The organism is Erythrobacter sp. A6_0 (genome assembly GCF_017744235.1).
In the GTDB taxonomy this organism is placed as follows: Bacteria; Pseudomonadota; Alphaproteobacteria; order Sphingomonadales; family Sphingomonadaceae; genus Qipengyuania.
Window position 1 is genome coordinate 252,192 of the sequence record NZ_JAGHQR010000003.1, and the last position, 17,941, is coordinate 270,132.

General features: G+C 65.8%; 20 protein-coding genes and 1 tRNA gene. 17 read left to right on the plus strand and 4 right to left on the minus strand.

The genetic code is table 11. The features are described from left to right. Nucleotides 1-12 precede the first annotated feature (12 nt). Nucleotides 13-89: transfer RNA gene (locus J7347_RS10020), tRNA-Arg, on the minus strand. A gap of 125 nt (nucleotides 90-214) precedes the next feature. Between J7347_RS10020 and J7347_RS10025 the strand changes: the two genes are divergently transcribed. The 16 genes from J7347_RS10025 to J7347_RS10100 all read left to right on the plus strand — a co-directional run bounded on the left by J7347_RS10025 (nucleotide 215) and on the right by J7347_RS10100 (nucleotide 15,015). Next, entirely contained in the window at nucleotides 215-634 is a 420-nt protein-coding gene (locus J7347_RS10025) for a hypothetical protein (protein WP_209161914.1), read from the plus strand. 48 nt (nucleotides 635-682) lie between these two features. Further along, the gene (locus J7347_RS10030) at nucleotides 683-1,216 is read left to right on the plus strand and encodes an MmcB family DNA repair protein (RefSeq protein ID WP_209161915.1); all 534 of its coding nucleotides are present in this window, start codon (nucleotides 683-685) and stop codon (nucleotides 1,214-1,216) included. An 88-nt stretch (nucleotides 1,217-1,304) separates the two neighbouring features. Further along, nucleotides 1,305-1,988, plus strand: coding sequence for a sterol desaturase family protein (locus J7347_RS10035; RefSeq protein ID WP_209162093.1), 684 nt, complete (start codon nucleotides 1,305-1,307; stop codon nucleotides 1,986-1,988). Next, nucleotides 1,985-2,452 carry a DUF2141 domain-containing protein gene (locus J7347_RS10040; RefSeq protein ID WP_209161916.1) on the plus strand — a complete coding sequence of 156 codons (468 nt, stop codon included), beginning with the start codon at nucleotides 1,985-1,987 and terminating at the stop codon, nucleotides 2,450-2,452. Before J7347_RS10035 ends, J7347_RS10040 begins: the two co-directional genes overlap by 4 nt. A gap of 108 nt (nucleotides 2,453-2,560) precedes the next feature. After that, nucleotides 2,561-4,372, plus strand: a complete 1,812-nt coding sequence (locus tag J7347_RS10045) for a hypothetical protein (protein WP_209161917.1) — start codon at nucleotides 2,561-2,563, stop codon at nucleotides 4,370-4,372. Between the two features lie 69 nt (nucleotides 4,373-4,441). After that, on the plus strand, nucleotides 4,442-5,587 hold the full coding sequence (locus J7347_RS10050) for a phosphatase domain-containing protein (RefSeq protein ID WP_209161918.1): 1,146 nt from the start codon (nucleotides 4,442-4,444) through the stop codon (nucleotides 5,585-5,587). A gap of 26 nt (nucleotides 5,588-5,613) precedes the next feature. Continuing rightward, nucleotides 5,614-6,558, plus strand: a complete 945-nt coding sequence (locus tag J7347_RS10055) for an alpha/beta hydrolase (protein ID WP_209161919.1) — start codon at nucleotides 5,614-5,616, stop codon at nucleotides 6,556-6,558. Nucleotides 6,559-6,568: 10 nt separating this feature from the next. Further along, on the plus strand, nucleotides 6,569-7,924 hold the full coding sequence (locus J7347_RS10060; protein WP_067683010.1) for a M48 family metalloprotease: 1,356 nt from the start codon (nucleotides 6,569-6,571) through the stop codon (nucleotides 7,922-7,924). Between the two features lie 14 nt (nucleotides 7,925-7,938). Then, entirely contained in the window at nucleotides 7,939-8,643 is a 705-nt protein-coding gene (locus tag J7347_RS10065; RefSeq protein WP_209161920.1) for a DsbA family protein, read from the plus strand. Beyond that, the gene (locus tag J7347_RS10070) at nucleotides 8,643-9,605 is read left to right on the plus strand and encodes a hypothetical protein (protein ID WP_209161921.1); all 963 of its coding nucleotides are present in this window, start codon (nucleotides 8,643-8,645) and stop codon (nucleotides 9,603-9,605) included. Before J7347_RS10065 ends, J7347_RS10070 begins: the two co-directional genes overlap by 1 nt. 179 nt (nucleotides 9,606-9,784) lie before the next feature. Next, on the plus strand, nucleotides 9,785-11,020 hold the full coding sequence (locus J7347_RS10075; RefSeq protein ID WP_209161922.1) for a histidine kinase: 1,236 nt from the start codon (nucleotides 9,785-9,787) through the stop codon (nucleotides 11,018-11,020). Then, nucleotides 11,017-11,814 (plus strand): LytTR family DNA-binding domain-containing protein, encoded by a 798-nt coding sequence (locus J7347_RS10080; RefSeq protein ID WP_067683002.1) that lies wholly within the window; start codon nucleotides 11,017-11,019, stop codon nucleotides 11,812-11,814. The genes J7347_RS10075 and J7347_RS10080 overlap by 4 nt, the downstream gene beginning before the upstream one ends. Nucleotides 11,815-11,842: 28 nt before the next feature. Continuing rightward, on the plus strand, nucleotides 11,843-12,958 hold the full coding sequence (locus J7347_RS10085) for an AI-2E family transporter (protein WP_245173994.1): 1,116 nt from the start codon (nucleotides 11,843-11,845) through the stop codon (nucleotides 12,956-12,958). Then, nucleotides 12,955-13,824: a carboxylating nicotinate-nucleotide diphosphorylase gene (gene nadC, locus J7347_RS10090; protein ID WP_209161923.1), complete on the plus strand. Its 870-nt coding sequence runs from the start codon at nucleotides 12,955-12,957 to the stop codon at nucleotides 13,822-13,824. Before J7347_RS10085 ends, nadC begins: the two co-directional genes overlap by 4 nt. A 41-nt stretch (nucleotides 13,825-13,865) precedes the next feature. Then, nucleotides 13,866-14,303 (plus strand): hypothetical protein, encoded by a 438-nt coding sequence (locus tag J7347_RS10095; RefSeq protein WP_209161924.1) that lies wholly within the window; start codon nucleotides 13,866-13,868, stop codon nucleotides 14,301-14,303. A gap of 16 nt (nucleotides 14,304-14,319) precedes the next feature. Further along, entirely contained in the window at nucleotides 14,320-15,015 is a 696-nt protein-coding gene (locus tag J7347_RS10100; protein ID WP_245173995.1) for a ribonuclease T, read from the plus strand. A 13-nt stretch (nucleotides 15,016-15,028) separates the two neighbouring features. Here the strand turns inward: J7347_RS10100 and tadA are convergent, their stop codons facing one another. Then, complete coding sequence (gene tadA / locus J7347_RS10105) at nucleotides 15,029-15,484, minus strand: tRNA adenosine(34) deaminase TadA (RefSeq protein ID WP_067682992.1); 456 nt, start codon at nucleotides 15,482-15,484, stop codon at nucleotides 15,029-15,031. A 154-nt stretch (nucleotides 15,485-15,638) separates the two neighbouring features. Between tadA and rpmB the strand changes: the two genes are divergently transcribed. Continuing rightward, complete coding sequence (rpmB, locus tag J7347_RS10110) at nucleotides 15,639-15,929, plus strand: 50S ribosomal protein L28 (RefSeq protein ID WP_067682990.1); 291 nt, start codon at nucleotides 15,639-15,641, stop codon at nucleotides 15,927-15,929. Between the two features lie 21 nt (nucleotides 15,930-15,950). On the opposite strand, the gene J7347_RS10115 is transcribed toward rpmB, so the two are convergent. Both J7347_RS10115 and J7347_RS10120 read right to left on the minus strand, forming a co-directional pair. Next, entirely contained in the window at nucleotides 15,951-16,988 is a 1,038-nt protein-coding gene (locus J7347_RS10115; protein WP_209161926.1) for an esterase-like activity of phytase family protein, read from the minus strand. Between the two features lie 9 nt (nucleotides 16,989-16,997). Next, nucleotides 16,998-17,936 (minus strand): M23 family metallopeptidase, encoded by a 939-nt coding sequence (locus J7347_RS10120; protein ID WP_348521603.1) that lies wholly within the window; start codon nucleotides 17,934-17,936, stop codon nucleotides 16,998-17,000. Nucleotides 17,937-17,941 lie beyond the last annotated feature (5 nt).

Sequence of the window (17,941 nt, forward strand, 5' to 3'; positions counted from 1 at the left end):
ATCGAATGAAGCTGGCGCACCCGACAGGATTCGAACCTGTGGCCTCTGCCTTCGGAGGGCAGCGCTCTATCCAGCTGAGCTACGGGTGCCGAGCGGCGGGCCTCTAGCAAAGGCGGGGGCTGGGCGCCAGAGGCTTCGTGCGCTGGCCGCCGATCGGCCCCGGCAGATCGGCTCTTAGGAATTCGGTAAGCCTGTTCGCGCTACTCTTTCGTTCATGTCCGCGATCAATCACGAATTCGATCTGGCCGGAGCGACCATGCTTCCGCCGCTTGGCGCCGCTCCCGATGGCGGAGCCGACACCGCGCGTGCCGAATTGCTCGCCGCGCGGTGGGAAGCGGTGCATGCGGCGGCCGATGCCGTTGCCGAACTCGCGCAGCTTGGCCACGAAAGCTTCGATCCCGCCATCGCGCAATTCCCGGCGCGGGCATCGCAATTGGCGGGATGGCGCGGCGAAGAGATCGCGACCGGGATCGAGGATCTGGGCTACGTCATGCAGACCGGCCTGCGCGCGCTGATCGTGGCGGCAGGAACCGGGGCCGACACAACGCCTGCGGCCCTGACCCTGTGGCGCGAATTCCATGGCGCGCGCGCTGCGATCCTGGCCGTGCTGGAGCCCGAACGGCTGGCGGCATAGCCCCACGCGCGCTTGACCTGGTTCGCATTTTGTTCCAGCCAAAGCGCCATGCCCGAATCAGCCGCCCTCGCCCGATCGCCGGAGCGATCGAACCCCCCGCTCGACGATTCAGCCGATGCTCCGATCGCGCGCGATGTGTGCCGCGGGATCATGCGGCTGTTTGCGCGCAACGGCATCTGGTGCCTGCCGGAAATGCCGCTGCGCAACGGGCGGCGCGCCGATCTGATGGGTGTCGATGCGAAAGGCCGGGTCGTGATCGTGGAGGTCAAGGTGCAGCGCGGCGATCTGCTCGGCGATGGGAAATGGCCCGACTATCTCGACCATTGCGACCGGTTCTTCTGGGGTGTCCCGCCGGGCCTCGATCGCAGCCCGCTCGACAGCGAGGATTATCGACCCGATTGCTGCGGCGTGATCGTGGCGGATGGCTACGATGCGGAAATCCTGCGGCCCGCGCCGCTCAATCCGCTGGCCGCAGCGCGGCGCAAGGTGGAGATCGAGCGCTTGTCGCGCACGGCGCTGCGGCGCCTCACCGTTGCCGCCGATCCCGAATGCGCACCGTGGGGAACCGGCGACATCGCCTGACGAATCGGCGCAAGCCCTTCTCGTTACGGCAGGATTGCGGCATAGCGGCGCCGTGACGTCGCTCGCCATCCTCCTCTCCGTCCTTTCGATGACCGCGATCGTCGCTGTGCGCTATTTCGCGTCGAGCGGCCTGTTCGCCTGGATCAGCGCGCGGCGGGTGCCGGGCATCCACGACCGGCTCGGCCCGCAGATGCGGCGCGAGATCGGCTGGTCGCTGGTATCGGCGGCCGTTTTCGGCATACCAGCGGGCCTGGTCGCCTGGGGCTGGCAGGAGCGGGGATGGACGCGCATCTACGAAGACTGGAGCGCTTATCCGCTTTGGTATGCGCCCGTTTCGGTTCTGCTTTACCTCTTCGCGCACGACACCTGGTTCTATTGGACCCACCGCTGGATGCACCGCCCCAAGGTGTTTCGAAAGATGCACGCGGTCCACCATGCGAGCCGCCCGCCCACCGCCTGGGCGGCGATGAGCTTCCACCCTTACGAGGCGTTGACCGGGGCCGTGGTCATCCCGACGCTGGTCTTCCTCATCCCGATCCACGTCGCGATGCTGGGCGTGGTGCTCGGCGTGATGACGGTGATGGGCGTGACGAACCACATGGGGTGGGAGATGTTTCCGCGCCGTCTGGTTCATTCGAAATTAGGCGGGTGGCTGATAACGGCGAGCCATCACCAGCGTCATCATGAAGAGTATCGATGCAATTACGGACTGTATTTTCGCTTCTGGGATCGCTTGTGCGGGACCGATCGGGGCCTGAGTCCCAACGCATGACGGCGCGGAGCGGCCTTAGACTGGCGGCGCTTCCGCTGGCGGCATGTCTCGTGGCGGGTGCGGCGCCGCAGGCGACACCCGACACGGGCACCACCGTCACGCTTGCGATCAGCGATCTGCGCAATGCGAAGGGCGTGGTGAGAGCCTGCATGACTCGCGATCCGGCGCGCTTTCCCAAATGCCGCGGCGATGCGCATGCCTACAGCGCGATCGTGGACGCGCATGGCGGCACGGTCACCATGCGTTTCGCCGATGTGGCTCCCGGCCGCTACGCCGTGGCGCTACTCCATGACGAGAACGCGAACGGCAAGGCGGATCGGGCGCTGGGCATGATGCCCAAGGAGGGATTCGGCTTCTCGCGCGATGCGAAAGTGCAGATGGGCCCGCCGGTGTTCGACGATGCGGCGGTCCAGATCGATCGCGCGCCGCGCACTCTGCCGATCAAGATGCGGTATATGCTCTGAAGCGAAACGGGCCGGCGGTTTCGCGCCCCGGCATGTTTAATCGTATCTTTACCACGCACGCGCCACAAGCGGACCCTGATTTGCAATGGAATTGGGGCGGTACCGGCGATGGACAGGCTTGGCGGCGAATTCGGCGCGCATGACGGGGGCTTCGAACCCGATCGGCACAGCGATCCGCTCGCCGATCCCTTCGATCTCGACGACGAGAGCGCTTACGAAGACGACGACAGCGACGATTTCGGGCCGCCCAGCCCGGTCGGACAGGACGAGCGCCGCATGCAGGTGCGCGCCTACAATCTCTGGGCGAGCCAGCTTGGCGACAATGCCTTTCCCTCGATCGACACGCTCGACCCCGAATCGATCGAGGATTTCGGCCCCTATTCGGTGCTGCTCGATTTCTCCGACGGGCTGGACGATCCGGTGCTGCGCCATATCGGCGCGGAACTAGCCAAGGAATGTAGCGCAGATGACGCAATGGCGCGCCTGTCGGACGTTCCCAGCCGATCGCTGTTGAGCCGGATTACCGACCATTACATGCAGATCCTCGCCAATCAGGCCCCCATCGGGTTCGAGGCGGAGTTTCTGAACGAGCGTGGCAACACCGCGCTTTATCGCGGTATCCTGCTTCCCTATTCGAGCGAGCCGGACGAAAATAGCGCCACGGGCGAGCCTGCGAAGATCGACTTCATCTATGGCGTCATCAATTGGAAGGAACTCGCCGACCAGGCGATGGCCGACGAATTGCTGCTGGAGATCGGCCAGGCCCTGGAAGGGGTTTCTCTGGCGAGCGAAGCGCAGGAGGACGTGCTCGAACTGGGCACTTTTGCCCCGAGCGAAGACGAGAGCGAAGACGAACCCGACGCCAAGGTGGATATCCTTCCCCGCCCATCGTTCGGCACCGCTTCGCCAGATCGGCCCGCCCGCACCAAGCGCCCTGCTCTGCCCACACCCGATTACGCGGCAGAAGCGGAAAGCGAGCCGGATCCGTCTGGCGAAGAGGCTGAAAGCGACGACAGTGAAAGCTGGGCGATAGGCGAGCGCGCAAGCGATTACGGCTTGGCCGAGGAATGGGACGAGCCCGATTACGAGGATGTGGACGATGTCGTCGATCCGCTGGCCGACGATGGCGTCGGTCTAGGCCTCGCCTCGCTGGTGTCGCGCGGCACGCGGCGCGCGAGCGAAGTGATCATGCCGTCCCAGAACACCATGGGCGACTTCCCCGAGCCTTCCGCGGCGCCGATCCCCCAGGCCTACGAGCCCGAACCGGTGGTCCAGCCGTTCGAAGAGGCGGCGCCCGTCGAGCTGGACCACAGCGAACCTGAAGGCCTTTACGACTGCCTCGCCGAAGCGCGCGACCTGGCCCATGCCGCACAGTCGAGCGAAGACCGCAGCCGGACCGCCCTCTACAACGCTGTCGGGCGCGCCTACGATTTCAGCCTGGAAGCGCAATCGGATCCCGAAGGCTTTGCCGAAATCATCGCCGATAACGGCCTGACCGTGCAGGATCGCGCGCCGATGACTCCGGTGGTCAAACTGGTCTTCGGCGCCGATTACGACAAGACCCGCCTGACCGAATATGCCGCAGTGCTGTCGCATGCCCATCGCACCAAGCTTGCACGCGGCTCGCTCGCCCGATTCCTCATGGAAGCTGAAGGCGGGCTCAAGGGCGTGGTGCGCGAAGAACGCCGCCTGCGCCGCGAAGAAGCGGGCAAGCCCGCGCTGGACGCGCCTGCGGTGCGCGCGGAGCTGGCGGAAATCCTCCGCCGGATGGACCCGATCGATCTGGCCGACCTCGCGCCCGACGGCCCGGAATTCGCGCTCGTCGTGATCCGCAGGGACGAGACCGGGACGCTCGATGTGATCGGGGAAGTGCCCGAGGATATCGCGCTGATCGAGCGCGCTGCGCGCAAGCTCGCCTGACCGCGCTTGCCGCGAAGCGCGAGGGCGCAGAGACTTAACAGCGCGGGCGCAGGCCGCTAGCGCCGCCTCATGCCCATCGCCCCCTTTCGCGCGCCTCCGATCCGCATCCAGCCCTATTTCGGCTTTCGCAATCGCGACCGCCTGACGATTTCATGCCGCGCCCTTCGTTCGGGCAAGCGCGATGCAAGTGCGCGGTTCCGGGCCAGCGGGCGCTGGCAGGCCTTTCGCACCATGATCTCCCAATTCGCCTCGCGCGAGGTGGCGGACGTGACGGTCGAGCTGGAACTGCGCCACGCCGACGGAAGATCACACCGCCATAGCGCCCTCACCGACGATGAGGGCTACGCCCAATTCGACATCGCGCTCGATCCGCCCGCCGACCTCTCTGAAACCACGGTGTGGGAAGTGGTCACTTTCCACTGGGACAATCGCGAGGGCGGACAGGCGGTGGACGGCCATGTCCTCGTCCCCGGACGCGATGCGGCCTTGGGCGTCATCAGCGATATCGACGATACGGTGATCGAAACCGGCATAACCGGCAATCTGCGCGCCATCGCCCGAAATTGGCGGCGAGTCCTGATGCAGATGCCCGACGAGCGCCTGCTCGTGCCGCAAGCGGACGTCTTCTACACCGCGCTGGGCGGCGGCGCGGTTCTGATGGAAGGGGACGGTTCGGCGGGCGAGCGCCTGCCCGCGACGCACCATCCCTTCTTCTATGTCAGCTCCAGCCCCTGGAACCTGTTTTCCTATCTCGTCGCCTTCATGAAGAGCCGCAAATTGCCGCTCGGCCCGCTGATGCTGCGCGATTGGGGGCTGAACCGCGAAACCTTCGGATCGGGCAGCCATGGCGCGCATAAGACGGAAGCGATCCACCGGATCATCGAAACCTATCCCGATATGCGCTTCGCTCTGATCGGTGACGATACGCAGGGCGATCTCGTGGCTTTCGCCAAGGTCGTGGCCGACCATCCCGGTCGCATTCGCGCGGTCTTCATCCGCCGCGCGGGCGATCCCTTCACGCCCGAAGAGCGCGAGGCGAAGGCGACGATCGAATCGGCGAACGTGCCGTTGTGGCTCGGCGACGATTACGAGACCGGCCACCAGTTTCTCGGCTCGATCGGGCTGTCGCAGGACGGCGAGGCGGAAGAGATCGTTCGCATGGTGGACCGGACCGGAAAAGGCGATACGGTCGCGGCGGAAGAGGGGGCGATATGAGCGCAACACGGCGGAGACCGGGAAAGATGGGCTGGACCCTGATCGTGATCGCGCTGCTGGCGCTGGCGGGCTTTGCCCTGTGGCGTTGGGCCTTGGCGGCGGGATCGGCAGGTACGCTCGATTGGATCGACGCGCGCTTTCCTCGCGATCGCAATGTCGAACTGGCGGCACGGGGCAGCTACGGTCCCGCCGAAGCGCAGCGGGCCGAAATCTGGGTGCCGGAAGGCGAAGCGCCCGCGGGCGGCTTCCCACTCGCCGTGTTCATCCATGGCGGCGGCTGGAATTCGGGCGCGCCGGAGGATTATCGCTTCGTCGCGCGCAGTCTGGGAGAGCGGGGAATTGCCACCGCGGTGGTCGGCTATCGGCTGGTGCCGGAAGGGCGCTATCCCGCCATGCTGGAGGACAGCGCGAACGGCCTTGCCTGGGTGCGCAGCCATGCGGGCGAGACGAATGTCGATGCCGGGCGCGCGGTCCTGATCGGCCATTCCGCAGGCGCGTATAATGTCCTTATGCTCGGCCTCGATCCGCAATTCCTGCGCGCGGCGGGCGTCCCGCGCGACAGCGTTGCAGGCATCGTCAGCCTGGCGGGTCCGGCGGATTTCTATCCCTTCGACACCGAATCCTCGAAGAACGCCTTCGGCCATGTCGCCGACGGACGCATCACTCAGCCGATCGCCTATGCCACACGCGAAACGCTCGCCGGTGCGCCCCCGCTCCTGCTGATGCACGGAACCGCCGACGAGACCGTGCGCCCCTATAATGCGCGCAATCTGGCCGCCGCCATCGAAGCGGTTGGCGGCGCGGTCGAGCTGATCGAATTCGACGTGATGAGCCATGCCGGGATCGTGATGGGCCTCTCCAAACCCTTCGCGCAGGGCCACAAGGTGCTCGATCCGATTCTCGCCTTCGTGGCGAACCGCACGGGGCCGCAAGGGCAGGCTTCAGTTCCGGTTCAGGGCAAAACCCGCTAGCACGCTCGCCATGCGCGCTCTCTCCTTCCTGCTCGCCTTCGTCGCGCTCACGCTCGCGAGCGCGCAGCCCGTCGCCGCCCAGTCGATCCTGCGCGATGCGGAGACCGAAGCGTTCCTGCGCGACATTTCGGAACCGCTGGTGGAAGCCGCCGGGCTCGAACCCGGCAATGTCGATATCGTCCTGATCAACGATCCCAGTATCAACGCCTTCGTGGCGGGCGGGCAGGCGGTCTATATCCATTCCGGCCTGATCGATGCGGCGGACACCGCCAATGAAGTCCAGGGCGTTATCGCGCACGAATTGGGCCATATCACCGGCGGCCACATCGTGCGCTACGGCGAGGGCATGAAGGCGGCGAGCGGGATAACCCTGCTCTCCCTTCTCGCCGGGATCGGTGCCGCGCTGGCCGGGGCGGGGGAAGCCGCAATGGCGGCGATGATGATGGGGCAGCGGGCGGCGCTGGGCCAGTTCCTAGCCTTCACTCGCGTGCAGGAAAGCAGCGCCGACATGGCGGGCGCCCAATATCTGTCCGATGCCGGGATTTCCGGGCGCGGATCGCTGAGCTTCTTCGGCAAATTGCAGAACCGCGAATACCGCTATGGCTACAGCCAGTCCGACGATGCGGCGTTCACGCGCACGCACCCGCTTTCGGGCGATCGCATCGCGACTTTGCGCGGCGTGTATGAAAAAGACCCGGCCTGGGATGCGCCGCTCAATTCCGAATGGGAGAGCGAGTTCGCGCGGGTGAAGGCCAAGCTGAAAGGCTATATCGCGGAGCCGCGCTACACCTTGCGCGATTATCCGCAGACCGACCAGACCCTGCCCGCGCGCTATGCCCGCGCCTATGCCTATCATAAGTCCGCGCAGGTCGATCGCGCTCTGTCCGAAACCGAATCGCTGCTCGCAAGTGCGCCGGACGATCCCTATTTCCTCGAACTGAAGGGGCAGGTGCTGCTCGAATCGGGGCGCCCGGAAGAAGCGCTCGAACCGCTGCGCAAGGCGACCGAACTGACGCTGGCCGATCCGCTGATCTCTTCGATGTTCGGCCACGCTTTGATCGCGACCGAGGATAAAGACCATTTCGAAGAGGCGGAGCAGGTGCTGCGCGCTTCGGTGGCGCGGGATCGGTACAATCCGTTCGCCTGGTATCAGCTCGGCATGGTCTATGCGGCGCGCGGCGATCTGCCCCGCGCGCGCCTCGCCAGCGCGGAACAACAGGTGATGAGCCGCCAGTACGCGATGGCGCTGCGCAGCGCGCAGGCGGCGGAGGCGGGCCTGCCGAACGGATCGCCGGACTGGCTGCGCGCGCAGGATGTCGGCATGCAGGCGCGCGCGCTGCTGGAACAGCAGATGGACAAGCGCTGAGGGGCCAAGAATTTATGCGGCAATATTTCCTGACGGCGCTGATCGCGCTGGTGGCCGGTTTTGCCGGGGCGGCGCTCTGGTCCGTTACCGGGCTGGGCCATTCGCAGACGCGCAGCTATCTCGTCGCCAATCCGGACATTCTGCCGGAAATGGCCGAAGCCTTCCAGGCGCAGCAGGCCCAGGATCGGCTGGCTAGCGTGGCGGACGAAGTCACCGAACCCTTCCCCGGCGCAGTGCTCGGCAATCCCGAAGGCACGCGCACGCTGGTCAAGTTCACCGATTACGGCTGCACTTATTGCAAGGCGAGCGAGCCGGACATCGCCCGGCTGATCGCCGAGGATCCACAAGTGAAGGTGGTGGTGCGCGAATGGCCGATCTTCGAGGGCAGCGAAGAGGCCGCGCGCATGGCCCTCGCCGCAGCGATGCAGGGCAAATATCCAGCTTTCTACAAGGCCATGTTCGCGCTCGGCCCACCGACTCCCGAGACGGTAGAGCAGGCCGCGCGACAGGCGGGACTGGACCTGCAACGCGCTCGCACCGACGCTGCAAGCGATGCAGTAACCGCCGAACTCGCCCGCACGATGGGTTTTGCTCGCCAGCTGGGCTTTTCCGGCACGCCGAGCTGGGTCGCGGGCGGGCGCGTGCTGGAAGGCGCGGTGGGGTATGACGCACTGGCCGATGCGCTGGCGCAGGACACCGGCACGGCGGACAAGAGCTGATGCGGTTTGCCGCAGCGATCGTTTTGGCTCTCGGACTGGTCGGGGCGGCACCCGCTCGCGCGCAAGCCGACAAGCTGACCGAGATCGAGGCGTTGCAGGCGCGCGATATCCAGCTCTTCCGCATCGGCTGGAAGCTCGTGACGGCGAACGCCCCTTATTGCGCCGATGCCCGGCCCGCGATCGGCGCGCTGTTCCACGATGCCGCTGCCTACGGAAAGCCCGATCGGGTGCGGGCCGAACTGGATCTGGCCGGCGATATCGCGGTCCAGGCGCTGGCGCCGGAATCGCCCGCAGTCGCAGCGGGCCTTACGCGCAATGCCGGCTTGCTCCATCTGAACGGCGCTCTCCTCGCCGAGACATATCCGCCGAGCGATCCGCGCTGGGAGCGGATGGTGGACATCAACGCCTCGCTGGACGAGGCGCTGGCGCAAGGCCCGATCCGGATCGGCTGGGTCGCCAAGGGCGAGTTGCCGAGAGAAGCGACCGTGACCGGCGTGCCCGCCTGCCCCAGCCGCTTCGAAGTGCTGGACGGAGGCAAGCGCGCCGTCGCGGATGGCAGCCGCGTCATCTTCGGTCGCGGTTTCGCCGGATTCTCCTATCCCGAAGACCAGTTCGCCGCCGCAGTCGCGCACGAACTGGCGCACAATCTTCTCGGCCATCGAAAGATGTTCGACAGGGTTGGACGCAGCCAGGGCCTCGTCCGCCTGACCGAGCGCGATGCCGACCGGATGATGCCGTGGTTGCTTTACAATGCCGGTTACGATCCGCGCGCCGCAGCTCGCTTCATGACGCGCTGGGGTCCGAAATATGGCGGCGGCCTGCTGCGCGATCGCAGCCATGACGGTTGGGACGAACGCGTCGAATTCATCGAAGCGGAGATCGCGACGCTGGAAGCCGCGCTGGCCGAGGATGGCGAGGCGGACTGGTCGCGGCGGTTCGTGCGGATGGCGATACCGGACTAGGGGGAATTCGGCTGTCGCCTTATGCGTCCGGCTGGCCGCCACTGTGTTTCGGATCGGTTCCGGCACGGCAAGAAGCGCCCTTTCGACCGCTTCCGCCGCATCTCTCGCTCGCTCCGGCTGGAAAGGCGCAGGCTTGCGGCTGGTCAGCCTTGCGGCAAATGGTCTAAAGCGAGGGCATAATGGCCGTCCTGCCCATCCAGCCGACCCCGTTCTTCGCGGACAAGAACCGCGCGTTCTGGACGCTCCAGAGCGCGGGCTGGGGCGGTGCGTTTCTCTTGCGCGCGATCACGGGTCTGGTGGGCGGGCAGGATTGGAGCTTCCTGGTCAATGTCGCGATCGAGGCGGTAACGGGCTTTTCGATCAGCCTCGTCCTTTCGGTCATCTACCAGCGGCTGATCTCGGTCCGTCCGCTCGTCACCTGGGCGTCGACCGTGCTGGTCCTGTTCGTGGGCGTGGGCATCTTCACTTTCATCATCGCATGGGTCACCAGCCTTACCCGCGCCAGTTTCGATGGCGATTTCGTCGCGCTCTATATCGGCTTTCTGATCTGGCCGCTGACGCTGCTGGGCGCGTGGTCGGCGCTGTATTTCGCGATCAATTACTTCCTCCAGGTCGAGGAACAGGCCGATCGGCTGGAGCGGCTGGAAATGCAGGCCACCAGCGCGCAGCTCGCCATGCTGCGCTATCAGCTGAACCCCCATTTTCTGTTCAACACGCTGAATTCGATCAGCACACTGGTGCTGCTGAAACAGACCGCGCCCGCCAATGCGATGCTGACGCGCCTGTCCAGCTTCCTGCGTCATACGCTCGTCAGCGAACCGGGCGGCAAGGTGACGGTGGAGCAGGAGGTGGAGATGCTGAAACTCTATCTCGATATCGAACGGATGCGGTTCGAGGATCGGTTGCAGACCGATTTTCGCATCGAACCGGGCGCGAGCGATGCCTGCATCCCGTCGATGCTGCTGCAACCGCTGGTCGAAAACGCAATCAAATACGGCGTATCGCCGCAGGAAGAAGGCGCGACGATATCGCTGGTCGCCCAGATCGCGGGCAGCCGCCTGCGCGTAACGGTCACCGATACAGGGCCGGGCATCCATCACACCGTGCGCCCGGAAACCGGTAGTCCCGGCGGCATTCCCGATGGAATGCTCGAACGCTCGCGCCGCACCACCTCGACCGGAGTGGGCCTTGCCAATATCCGCGACCGGCTGGCCCAGGCCTATGGCGAGGACCATCGCTTCGAAATCCGCTCTCCCGACAGCGGCGGTTTCACCGTCATGATCGAGATTCCCTACGAAGCCGCGGAAGACTCCGCGCCCTCCGCTTCCAAATCCACTTCCACACCGCAGGCGCGGCAACCGATACCCCCCTCATCGGTTTCTGCCCTGCCCCCTGAGAAAGCCTCCCCAGCATGACCATCCGCACGCTCATCGTCGACGACGAGAAACTCGCCATTCAAGGCCTCCAGGTTCGCCTGGAACCGTTCGAGGACGTCGAGGTGATCGACACCTGCCAGAACGGGCGCGAAGCGATCCGCGCGATCAAGACGCAGAAGCCCGATCTCGTCTTCCTCGACATCCAGATGCCCGGTTTCGACGGGTTTTCGGTGGTGCAGGGGGTGATGGAAATCGATCCGCCGCTGTTCGTGTTCGTCACCGCCTTTCAGGAACACGCCATCCGAGCGTTCGAGGCCAATGCGGTCAATTACCTGATGAAGCCGGTGGACGAGGACAAACTGGCCGACACGATCGAGCGCGTCCGCGTGCGCCTGTCGGAGAAGAAATCCTCCGAAGAGGCCGAAAAGCTGATGAACGTGCTATCGGAGGTCGCGCCAGAAGCGGCCGAGGAATTCACCGGCGAGGACGCGGATGCCGCCGGGCGGTATGAAAAGCTTATCAACGTCAAGGATCGCGGCCAGATCTTCCGCGTCGAAGTCGGCACGATCGAGCATATCGAGGCCGCGGGCGATTACATGTGCATCTATACCGGCGACAATTCGCTGATCCTGCGCGAAACGATGAAGGATCTCGAACGCCGCCTCGACCCGCGCAAGTTCCAGCGCGTCCACCGTTCGACCATCGTCAATCTGGACCAGGTCCGGCAGGTGAAGCCGCACACCAATGGCGAATGCTTCCTCGTCCTCGAATCGGGCGCCGAAGTGAAGGTCAGCCGCAGCTATCGCGATGTCGTCGCGCGTTTCGTCCATTGATAACCGCGCGATTCGGGGGGCAGACCGCATGAGCGACGACATGGCGCGGCGCAGTCATGCGCATCGTCCGCGCATAGAGCGCGGCGGATTTATCCTCTTCCTCGCGCTCGTGACCGTCGGCCTGATCTGGGTATCCTGGCCGTTTGCCTCCGCGATCCTGTGGGCCGCGCTCGCCGCGATCATCTTCCAGCCGCTGTTCCTGACCCTGCAGCGCAATCTGGGCGGGAGCAATCGCGCGGCGATCCTTACTCTTCTGATCATCTTTGCCGTGGTGATCGTGCCGGCAATCTGGATCGGCAATATCGTGATCGAGCAGGCGACGCGGCTTTATCTGGCGATACAGAGCCAGCAGATCGACCCCGCCGCCGCCTTCGACCGGGTCCACGATGCGCTCCCCTTCAGCTGGCAGCGCATGATCGACGGCGCCGGTTACGGCGATTTCCGCGTGTTGCAGCAGCGCGTGTCCGAATTCACCGAGGAAGCGCTGGTGATCGCCGGACGATCGGCACTGTCCATCGGGGGCAGCGCGTTCTCGTTCGTGCTGTCGCTCGGCGTCGGGCTCTACGTCCTCTATTTCCTCCTGCGCGACGGGCAGCGGATCGGCCCGGCGATCCGCGATGCGCTCCCCCTCGAACCCAAGACGGCGCATGCGCTGGCAGAGCGGTTCGCAGTCGTCGTGCGCGCCACGATCAAGGGTTCGGTCGTCGTCGGAATGGTCCAAGGCGCGCTCGGCGCGATCACCTTCGCGATCGTCGGCATGCCCGCCGCTGCGCTGTTCGGCGTGCTGATGGCGATCTTCTCGCTGCTGCCTGCGCTCGGTCCGGCCATCGTATGGATTCCGGTCGCCGTCTATCTCGCCGCGATCGGCGAATACTGGCAGACGGCAGTCGTGATCGGATCGGGCGTCGGCGTGATCGGAATGGCGGACAATATCCTTCGTCCGATTCTGGTGGGCCGCGACACGGGCATTCCCGATTGGGTCGTGTTGCTGACCACGCTGGGCGGCATCGCCACGCTGGGCCTCAGCGGGATCGTCGTCGGTCCGCTGCTGGCAGGCCTGTTCCTGACCGGCTGGGCGATCATGAGCGAACAGCGCGGCGTGGTGAAACATCCCGATCCGGTCCCCGAAGGAGAAACCGAATGAGCCTTCCCGACTGGAGCCTGCCCGGTTTCGACCTCGACCGTTTCGTGCGCGAGACGCTGGCGGAAGATCTGGGCGAATGCCTGCCCGATGGCGGGCGCGACGTTACCAGTGAAAGCGTGATTCCCGCCGAGGCGCGCTTTTCGGGCGTGATGGACAGTCGCGATCCGATCCGCGTGGCGGGCTTGCCGGTGGCCGCCGCGTTCTTCCGTGCGCTCGACCCCGAAATGGAGATCGCGATCCTTGTCGAAGAAGGCGCGGCGGTCGCGCCCGGCACCGATCTGATGCGGCTGACCGGCAATGCCCGCGCCATGCTGACGGCGGAGCGCAGCGCTCTCAATACCGTCCAGCACCTTTCCGGCATCGCCACGATGGTGGCCGAATACGTCGCGGCGATGGACAATCCCGACTGCACTCTGCTCGACACGCGCAAGACCATTCCGGGCCTGCGCCTGCTCGAAAAATACGCGGTTCGGATGGGCGGCGGGTCCAATCACCGCATGGGGCTGTGGGATGCGGCCATGATCAAGGACAACCACGTCCTCGTCGCAGGCAGCGTGGGCGAGGCGGTGCGCCGCGCGGTCGATGCGGGCGTTTCCGAGATCATCTGCGAGGTCGACCGGATCGACCAGATCGAACCTGCGCTGGAGGCTGGCGCGACCCGGCTGCTGCTCGACAATATGGAGCCGCCCACGCTGCGCGAAGCGGTCTCGCTCGTGGCGGGTCGCGTTCCCACCGAAGCGAGCGGCGGCATCGCGCTCGACACGATCCGCGCCAAAGCGGCGACGGGCGTCGATTACGTCTCTGTCGGCCGCCTCACCCAAAGCGCACCCGCCGCCGATATCGGTCTCGACTTTACGCCCCTGTAAAATCGCGCCATCACTGCGGTCCGAAGGGGAGGGCAAAACGCATGAAACCGGCAGCAATCAAAAAATTCGACTGGCTTTATCTCGGCTCGGTGGCCGTTGGCCTGCTGGGCTTTGCGCTGAATTACGGAGCGATCGCCGACCAGGCCAATGCGGAGCTTGCCGCGGGCGGACTGGAAGGCGCTGCGAACGGATTGCTGATCGGTAGTATGCTGGTCGGCGTGGCGATCAATGTCGCGTTGTGGTTTCTGGTGTCCGTTTTGCGGATCGGCTTCGTCAAATGGATCATCGTGCTGTTCGTCGCATGGGGCCTGCTGTCGCTGGGGACGGCGCTGGCCAGTGGGGAGATCGCCTCGCTGAATCTGATCTTCGGAATAATCAGCTCCTTGATGGTAATCGCCTCGCTCTATTTCCTGTTTCAGCCCGAGGCGACCGCGTGGCTGGCTGCGAAGAGCGACGATGACGGATCTCGCACGGAGTAGGTCCGGCTCGCGATTCTTGCGCGCTGTCTGCCTCGCCGGTTCGCTGCTGCTTGCCGCGCCGCTATCGGCTCAGGCCTATCAGTGTTCCCTGCCGCGCACGGCGAGCGTTCCCGCGATCGAACGCGACGGGCCGGCACGTAGCGCGCCCGTCACCGGCTATACGCTGGCGCTGAGCTGGTCGCCCGAATTCTGCCGCATGCGCGAGAACGATCGCGGGCAGGCGCGGCAATGTTCGGGCCACGCGGGGCGATTCGGCTTCGTCCTTCACGGCCTGTGGCCCGATGGTGCGCGCAGCTGGCCGCAATGGTGCGCCACACGCGCACGCCCTTCGGCGCAGACCGTCGCACGCCAGCTCTGCCGCAGTCCGTCCACGCGCCTCGTCGCCCGGCAATGGGCCAAGCACGGCGCCTGCATGACGCGCCAGCCGCAAACCTATTACCGCGTCAGCAACATCCTGTTCGATTCGCTGCGCTGGCCCGATTTCGACCGCCTCTCGCGCAAACCCGATCTCAGCGCGGGCGATGTGCGCGACTGGTTCGTCGCCGCCAATCGCGGTTGGCGTACCGATGCGGTGGGCATCAAGCTGAACGAACGCGGATGGCTGGAAGAATTGCGGCTCTGCTACGACCGGCGCTTCTTGCCGACGCCCTGCGATCGCCAGCGGCTCGGCCCGGCGGACGATTCGGAGGTCAAAATTTGGCGCGGGCTCTAGCCGTCGGCGCTGCTCAGCGCCGCGCGCGAAAGAATTCCCGCAACATCGCGCCTGCCTCGCTCTCGCCGATCCCCGCATAGACTTCGGGCCGATGGAGGCATTGCGGCTGGTCGAACACGCGCGCGCCATGTTCGACCGCGCCGCCCTTGGGATCGCTGGCTGCGTAGTAGAGCTTCGCGATCCGGGCATGGGCTATCGCGCCCGCGCACATCGCGCACGGTTCCAGCGTGACCCACAGATCGCAATCGGTGAGCCGCTCGTTGCCGAGCTTCTGCGCCGCCGCGCGGATGGCGACGATCTCCGCATGGGCGGTCGGATCGTGATCGCGGCGCGGCGCATTGCGACCTTCGCCGATCACCTGCCCGCGATGGATCACCACCGCGCCGACCGGGACTTCACCCGCCCGTGCCGCCTCGCGCGCGAGCGCCAGGGCCCTTGCCATCGGTTCGGGGGTCGGCCATTCGCTCATCGTGACCGGTGCCTAGCTCGTCGGCCCGCGCCCGGCAAACGCTTGACGATTCGCCATGCGCTGGCTATGCGCGCGGCTTTCCGGGGATACCGGTGTTATTTGATCGCCTGCGGGCCAGTTTCCGCACGCATCCATTCGAACGAGAGATTTGATCATGTCGCGCATCTGCGAACTGACGGGCAAGGGCCGCCAGGTCGGCCACAATGTGAGCCACGCCAACAACAAGACCAAGAAGGTCTTCCTGCCGAATCTGCAGAACGTCACGCTGATGAGCGAGAAGCTGGATCGCAGCTTCAAGTTCCGCGTTTCGACGCACGGCCTGCGCTCGGTCGAGCACAATGGCGGGCTCGACAACTGGCTGATGAAGACCAGCGACACCAAGCTGTCGGATCGCGCGCTCAAGGTGAAGCGCGAGCTCAAGAAGGCGACCGCCGCGGCCGCCTGAGGCGCCGTTCGCTTTTCTGACTTAGCGACTGCGTAAAGGGCGCTCGGAGCTTCCGGGCGCCTTTTCGCGTGTCTGCGCCGGGCCGGAATAGACAATGCGCACCAGCAGCGAACGCTGGAATGCGGAGAAATTGTCGTCCGAAATCAGCCAGAGGATGGACTCTCCCCCAGCCTTGCCATCAGCCGGTCCGGTCGCTGCAATCCCTTCGAAATTGTCGTTCGGCATACCACGCGGCAGAGACAGCATCTCTTCGGGCCGCCAGACGGTGCCCGGTTCGAGACCTGCCGGATCGAGCCGCACGATAGCGTTGACGAAACGCGGGGGGATGGCCCATTCGATCCGGCGGAGCAGAACCATTACCTCGCCCGACGGCACTTGCGTCATATCGACGGGACGAAACCCTTCGGGCGCAGCGAAGCGGAACTCCTCGCCCTTCGCGCCTGCGGTGGGATCGTCGGGGAAAACGACACCACGATTAAACGTCTCGCCCGCGCGCACGACCTCGGCGATCGCGACGAAGCGCCCGTCCGCCAGCCGCGCAAAGGATTCGGGGCCGGAGTTCGAGCGCCAATCGGCCATGGCTGCGGGTTCGACACGGCTGATCGGCGCCAGATCGGGCGTGAGCGCCTCGATCGCATTGCTGCCCTCATAGGCTGCCCAGATCCGCCCGCTTGCCGGATCGTGGGCCATGGCCTCCGCATCCGCGTCGCGCTTGTCCCTTTCGGCACTGCCGGTAATAGCGAGGAAGCGTGCCTCCATCGCCCGCGTCCCCGGACGCTCGATCGCCAGCAACCCGCCCGCATCGCTGGCCGCCAACAACGAGCCGTCGCTGCGCGCGATCAGCGCCGAATACCCGCCGAGGCCGCGACTCATGCTCGACAGCGCCCACGCCCCGGTCAGCAGCAGAGGCCCCTGCCGCCGTGCGTCCGGTGCGATATCCGCGGGCGTGAACACGATGGCCGCGCCCGGATCGATCGGGCGCACGTCGCTGCGCCACACCGTTCCCGGTGCCAGACCGAGCGCCACGGCCACGGCGAGGAAGGCGCGCAGGGGGCGCAACCGGCTTCCCTAGCGGTCGACGAAGAGCAGCGGATCGAGCCGTGCGCCGTGCCAGGTGAGCCCCCAATGGAGATGCGGCCCGGTGGCGCGCCCGGACGCGCCGACATCGCCGATATGCTGGCCTTGCGTGACCCGCTCGCCCTCACGCACCAGAATGCGCGAACAGTGCAGGAAGGCGCTGTTGAGCCCCTGCCCGTGGTCGATGATGAGCAATTGCCCTTCGAGCGAGTAATCCTCGACCGCCAGCACCACCACGCCATCTGCCGGCGCGACGAAGGGCGTGCCGGTCGGCTGCGCGATGTCGAGGCCGGAATGGTAGCTGCCCGGCTCCCCGCGATAGATGCGCTGCGATCCGAAGCGACCGGAAATCCGCCCCTTGACCGGCCAGACGAAATTCTGTCGCCACCCTTCTGCCCCCGTACGCTTCTGGCGCGAGAGATAGATGGCTTCCAATTCGGGATTGCGCCGCGCCATGAAGGCTTGCGAAGCGCCGCCGGGCGTGCGCGCGACATTCACGCGCTCGATATTCCAGTCGCGCGGGGAGACCGTGACCGGGCTGGCGATCACGCGCCCGTCGGCCAGAGTGGCAGTGAGCTTCGCCTGCGTTCCCGCATCGCGATCGAAAGCGGCGAAGAAGCGCCCCTCCTCGTCGAGGATCAGCTCCTGATCGTCGAGCTTGGCCGACACCGTATTGCCCGGAGCGGTGCCGCGAATCCAGCCGCCTTGCGTCAGTTCGCCGTCGAAGGTGAAGACCGGAGCGCGGGTGGGCTTCGGCGCAGGCGTTGGAGATGGAGGCGGCGAAGGTGTAGGAGACGGCGTGGGCGTGACCCGCACCGGCTGGACCGTTTCCGTAACGGGCGGAGCGTTCTCGCTTGCCACGCACCCGGCCAGCGCAATCGCAGTAACAGCAGCCGCAAGCGACCCGCGCCCACGCCTCGTGATGGTCACGATCC

Coding starts and splice junctions, on each gene's coding strand:
- J7347_RS10025 (WP_209161914.1), top strand. CDS start 215: ATGTCCGCGATCAATCACGAATTCGATCTGGCCGGAGCGACCATGCTT.
- J7347_RS10030 (WP_209161915.1), top strand. CDS start 683: ATGCCCGAATCAGCCGCCCTCGCCCGATCGCCGGAGCGATCGAACCCC.
- J7347_RS10035 (WP_209162093.1), top strand. CDS start 1,305: ATGACCGCGATCGTCGCTGTGCGCTATTTCGCGTCGAGCGGCCTGTTC.
- J7347_RS10040 (WP_209161916.1), top strand. CDS start 1,985: ATGACGGCGCGGAGCGGCCTTAGACTGGCGGCGCTTCCGCTGGCGGCA.
- J7347_RS10045 (WP_209161917.1), top strand. CDS start 2,561: ATGGACAGGCTTGGCGGCGAATTCGGCGCGCATGACGGGGGCTTCGAA.
- J7347_RS10050 (WP_209161918.1), top strand. CDS start 4,442: ATGCCCATCGCCCCCTTTCGCGCGCCTCCGATCCGCATCCAGCCCTAT.
- J7347_RS10055 (WP_209161919.1), top strand. CDS start 5,614: ATGGGCTGGACCCTGATCGTGATCGCGCTGCTGGCGCTGGCGGGCTTT.
- J7347_RS10060 (WP_067683010.1), top strand. CDS start 6,569: ATGCGCGCTCTCTCCTTCCTGCTCGCCTTCGTCGCGCTCACGCTCGCG.
- J7347_RS10065 (WP_209161920.1), top strand. CDS start 7,939: ATGCGGCAATATTTCCTGACGGCGCTGATCGCGCTGGTGGCCGGTTTT.
- J7347_RS10070 (WP_209161921.1), top strand. CDS start 8,643: ATGCGGTTTGCCGCAGCGATCGTTTTGGCTCTCGGACTGGTCGGGGCG.
- J7347_RS10075 (WP_209161922.1), top strand. CDS start 9,785: ATGGCCGTCCTGCCCATCCAGCCGACCCCGTTCTTCGCGGACAAGAAC.
- J7347_RS10080 (WP_067683002.1), top strand. CDS start 11,017: ATGACCATCCGCACGCTCATCGTCGACGACGAGAAACTCGCCATTCAA.
- J7347_RS10085 (WP_245173994.1), top strand. CDS start 11,843: ATGAGCGACGACATGGCGCGGCGCAGTCATGCGCATCGTCCGCGCATA.
- nadC (WP_209161923.1), top strand. CDS start 12,955: ATGAGCCTTCCCGACTGGAGCCTGCCCGGTTTCGACCTCGACCGTTTC.
- J7347_RS10095 (WP_209161924.1), top strand. CDS start 13,866: ATGAAACCGGCAGCAATCAAAAAATTCGACTGGCTTTATCTCGGCTCG.
- tadA (WP_067682992.1), bottom strand. CDS start 15,484: ATGAGCGAATGGCCGACCCCCGAACCGATGGCAAGGGCCCTGGCGCTC.
- rpmB (WP_067682990.1), top strand. CDS start 15,639: ATGTCGCGCATCTGCGAACTGACGGGCAAGGGCCGCCAGGTCGGCCAC.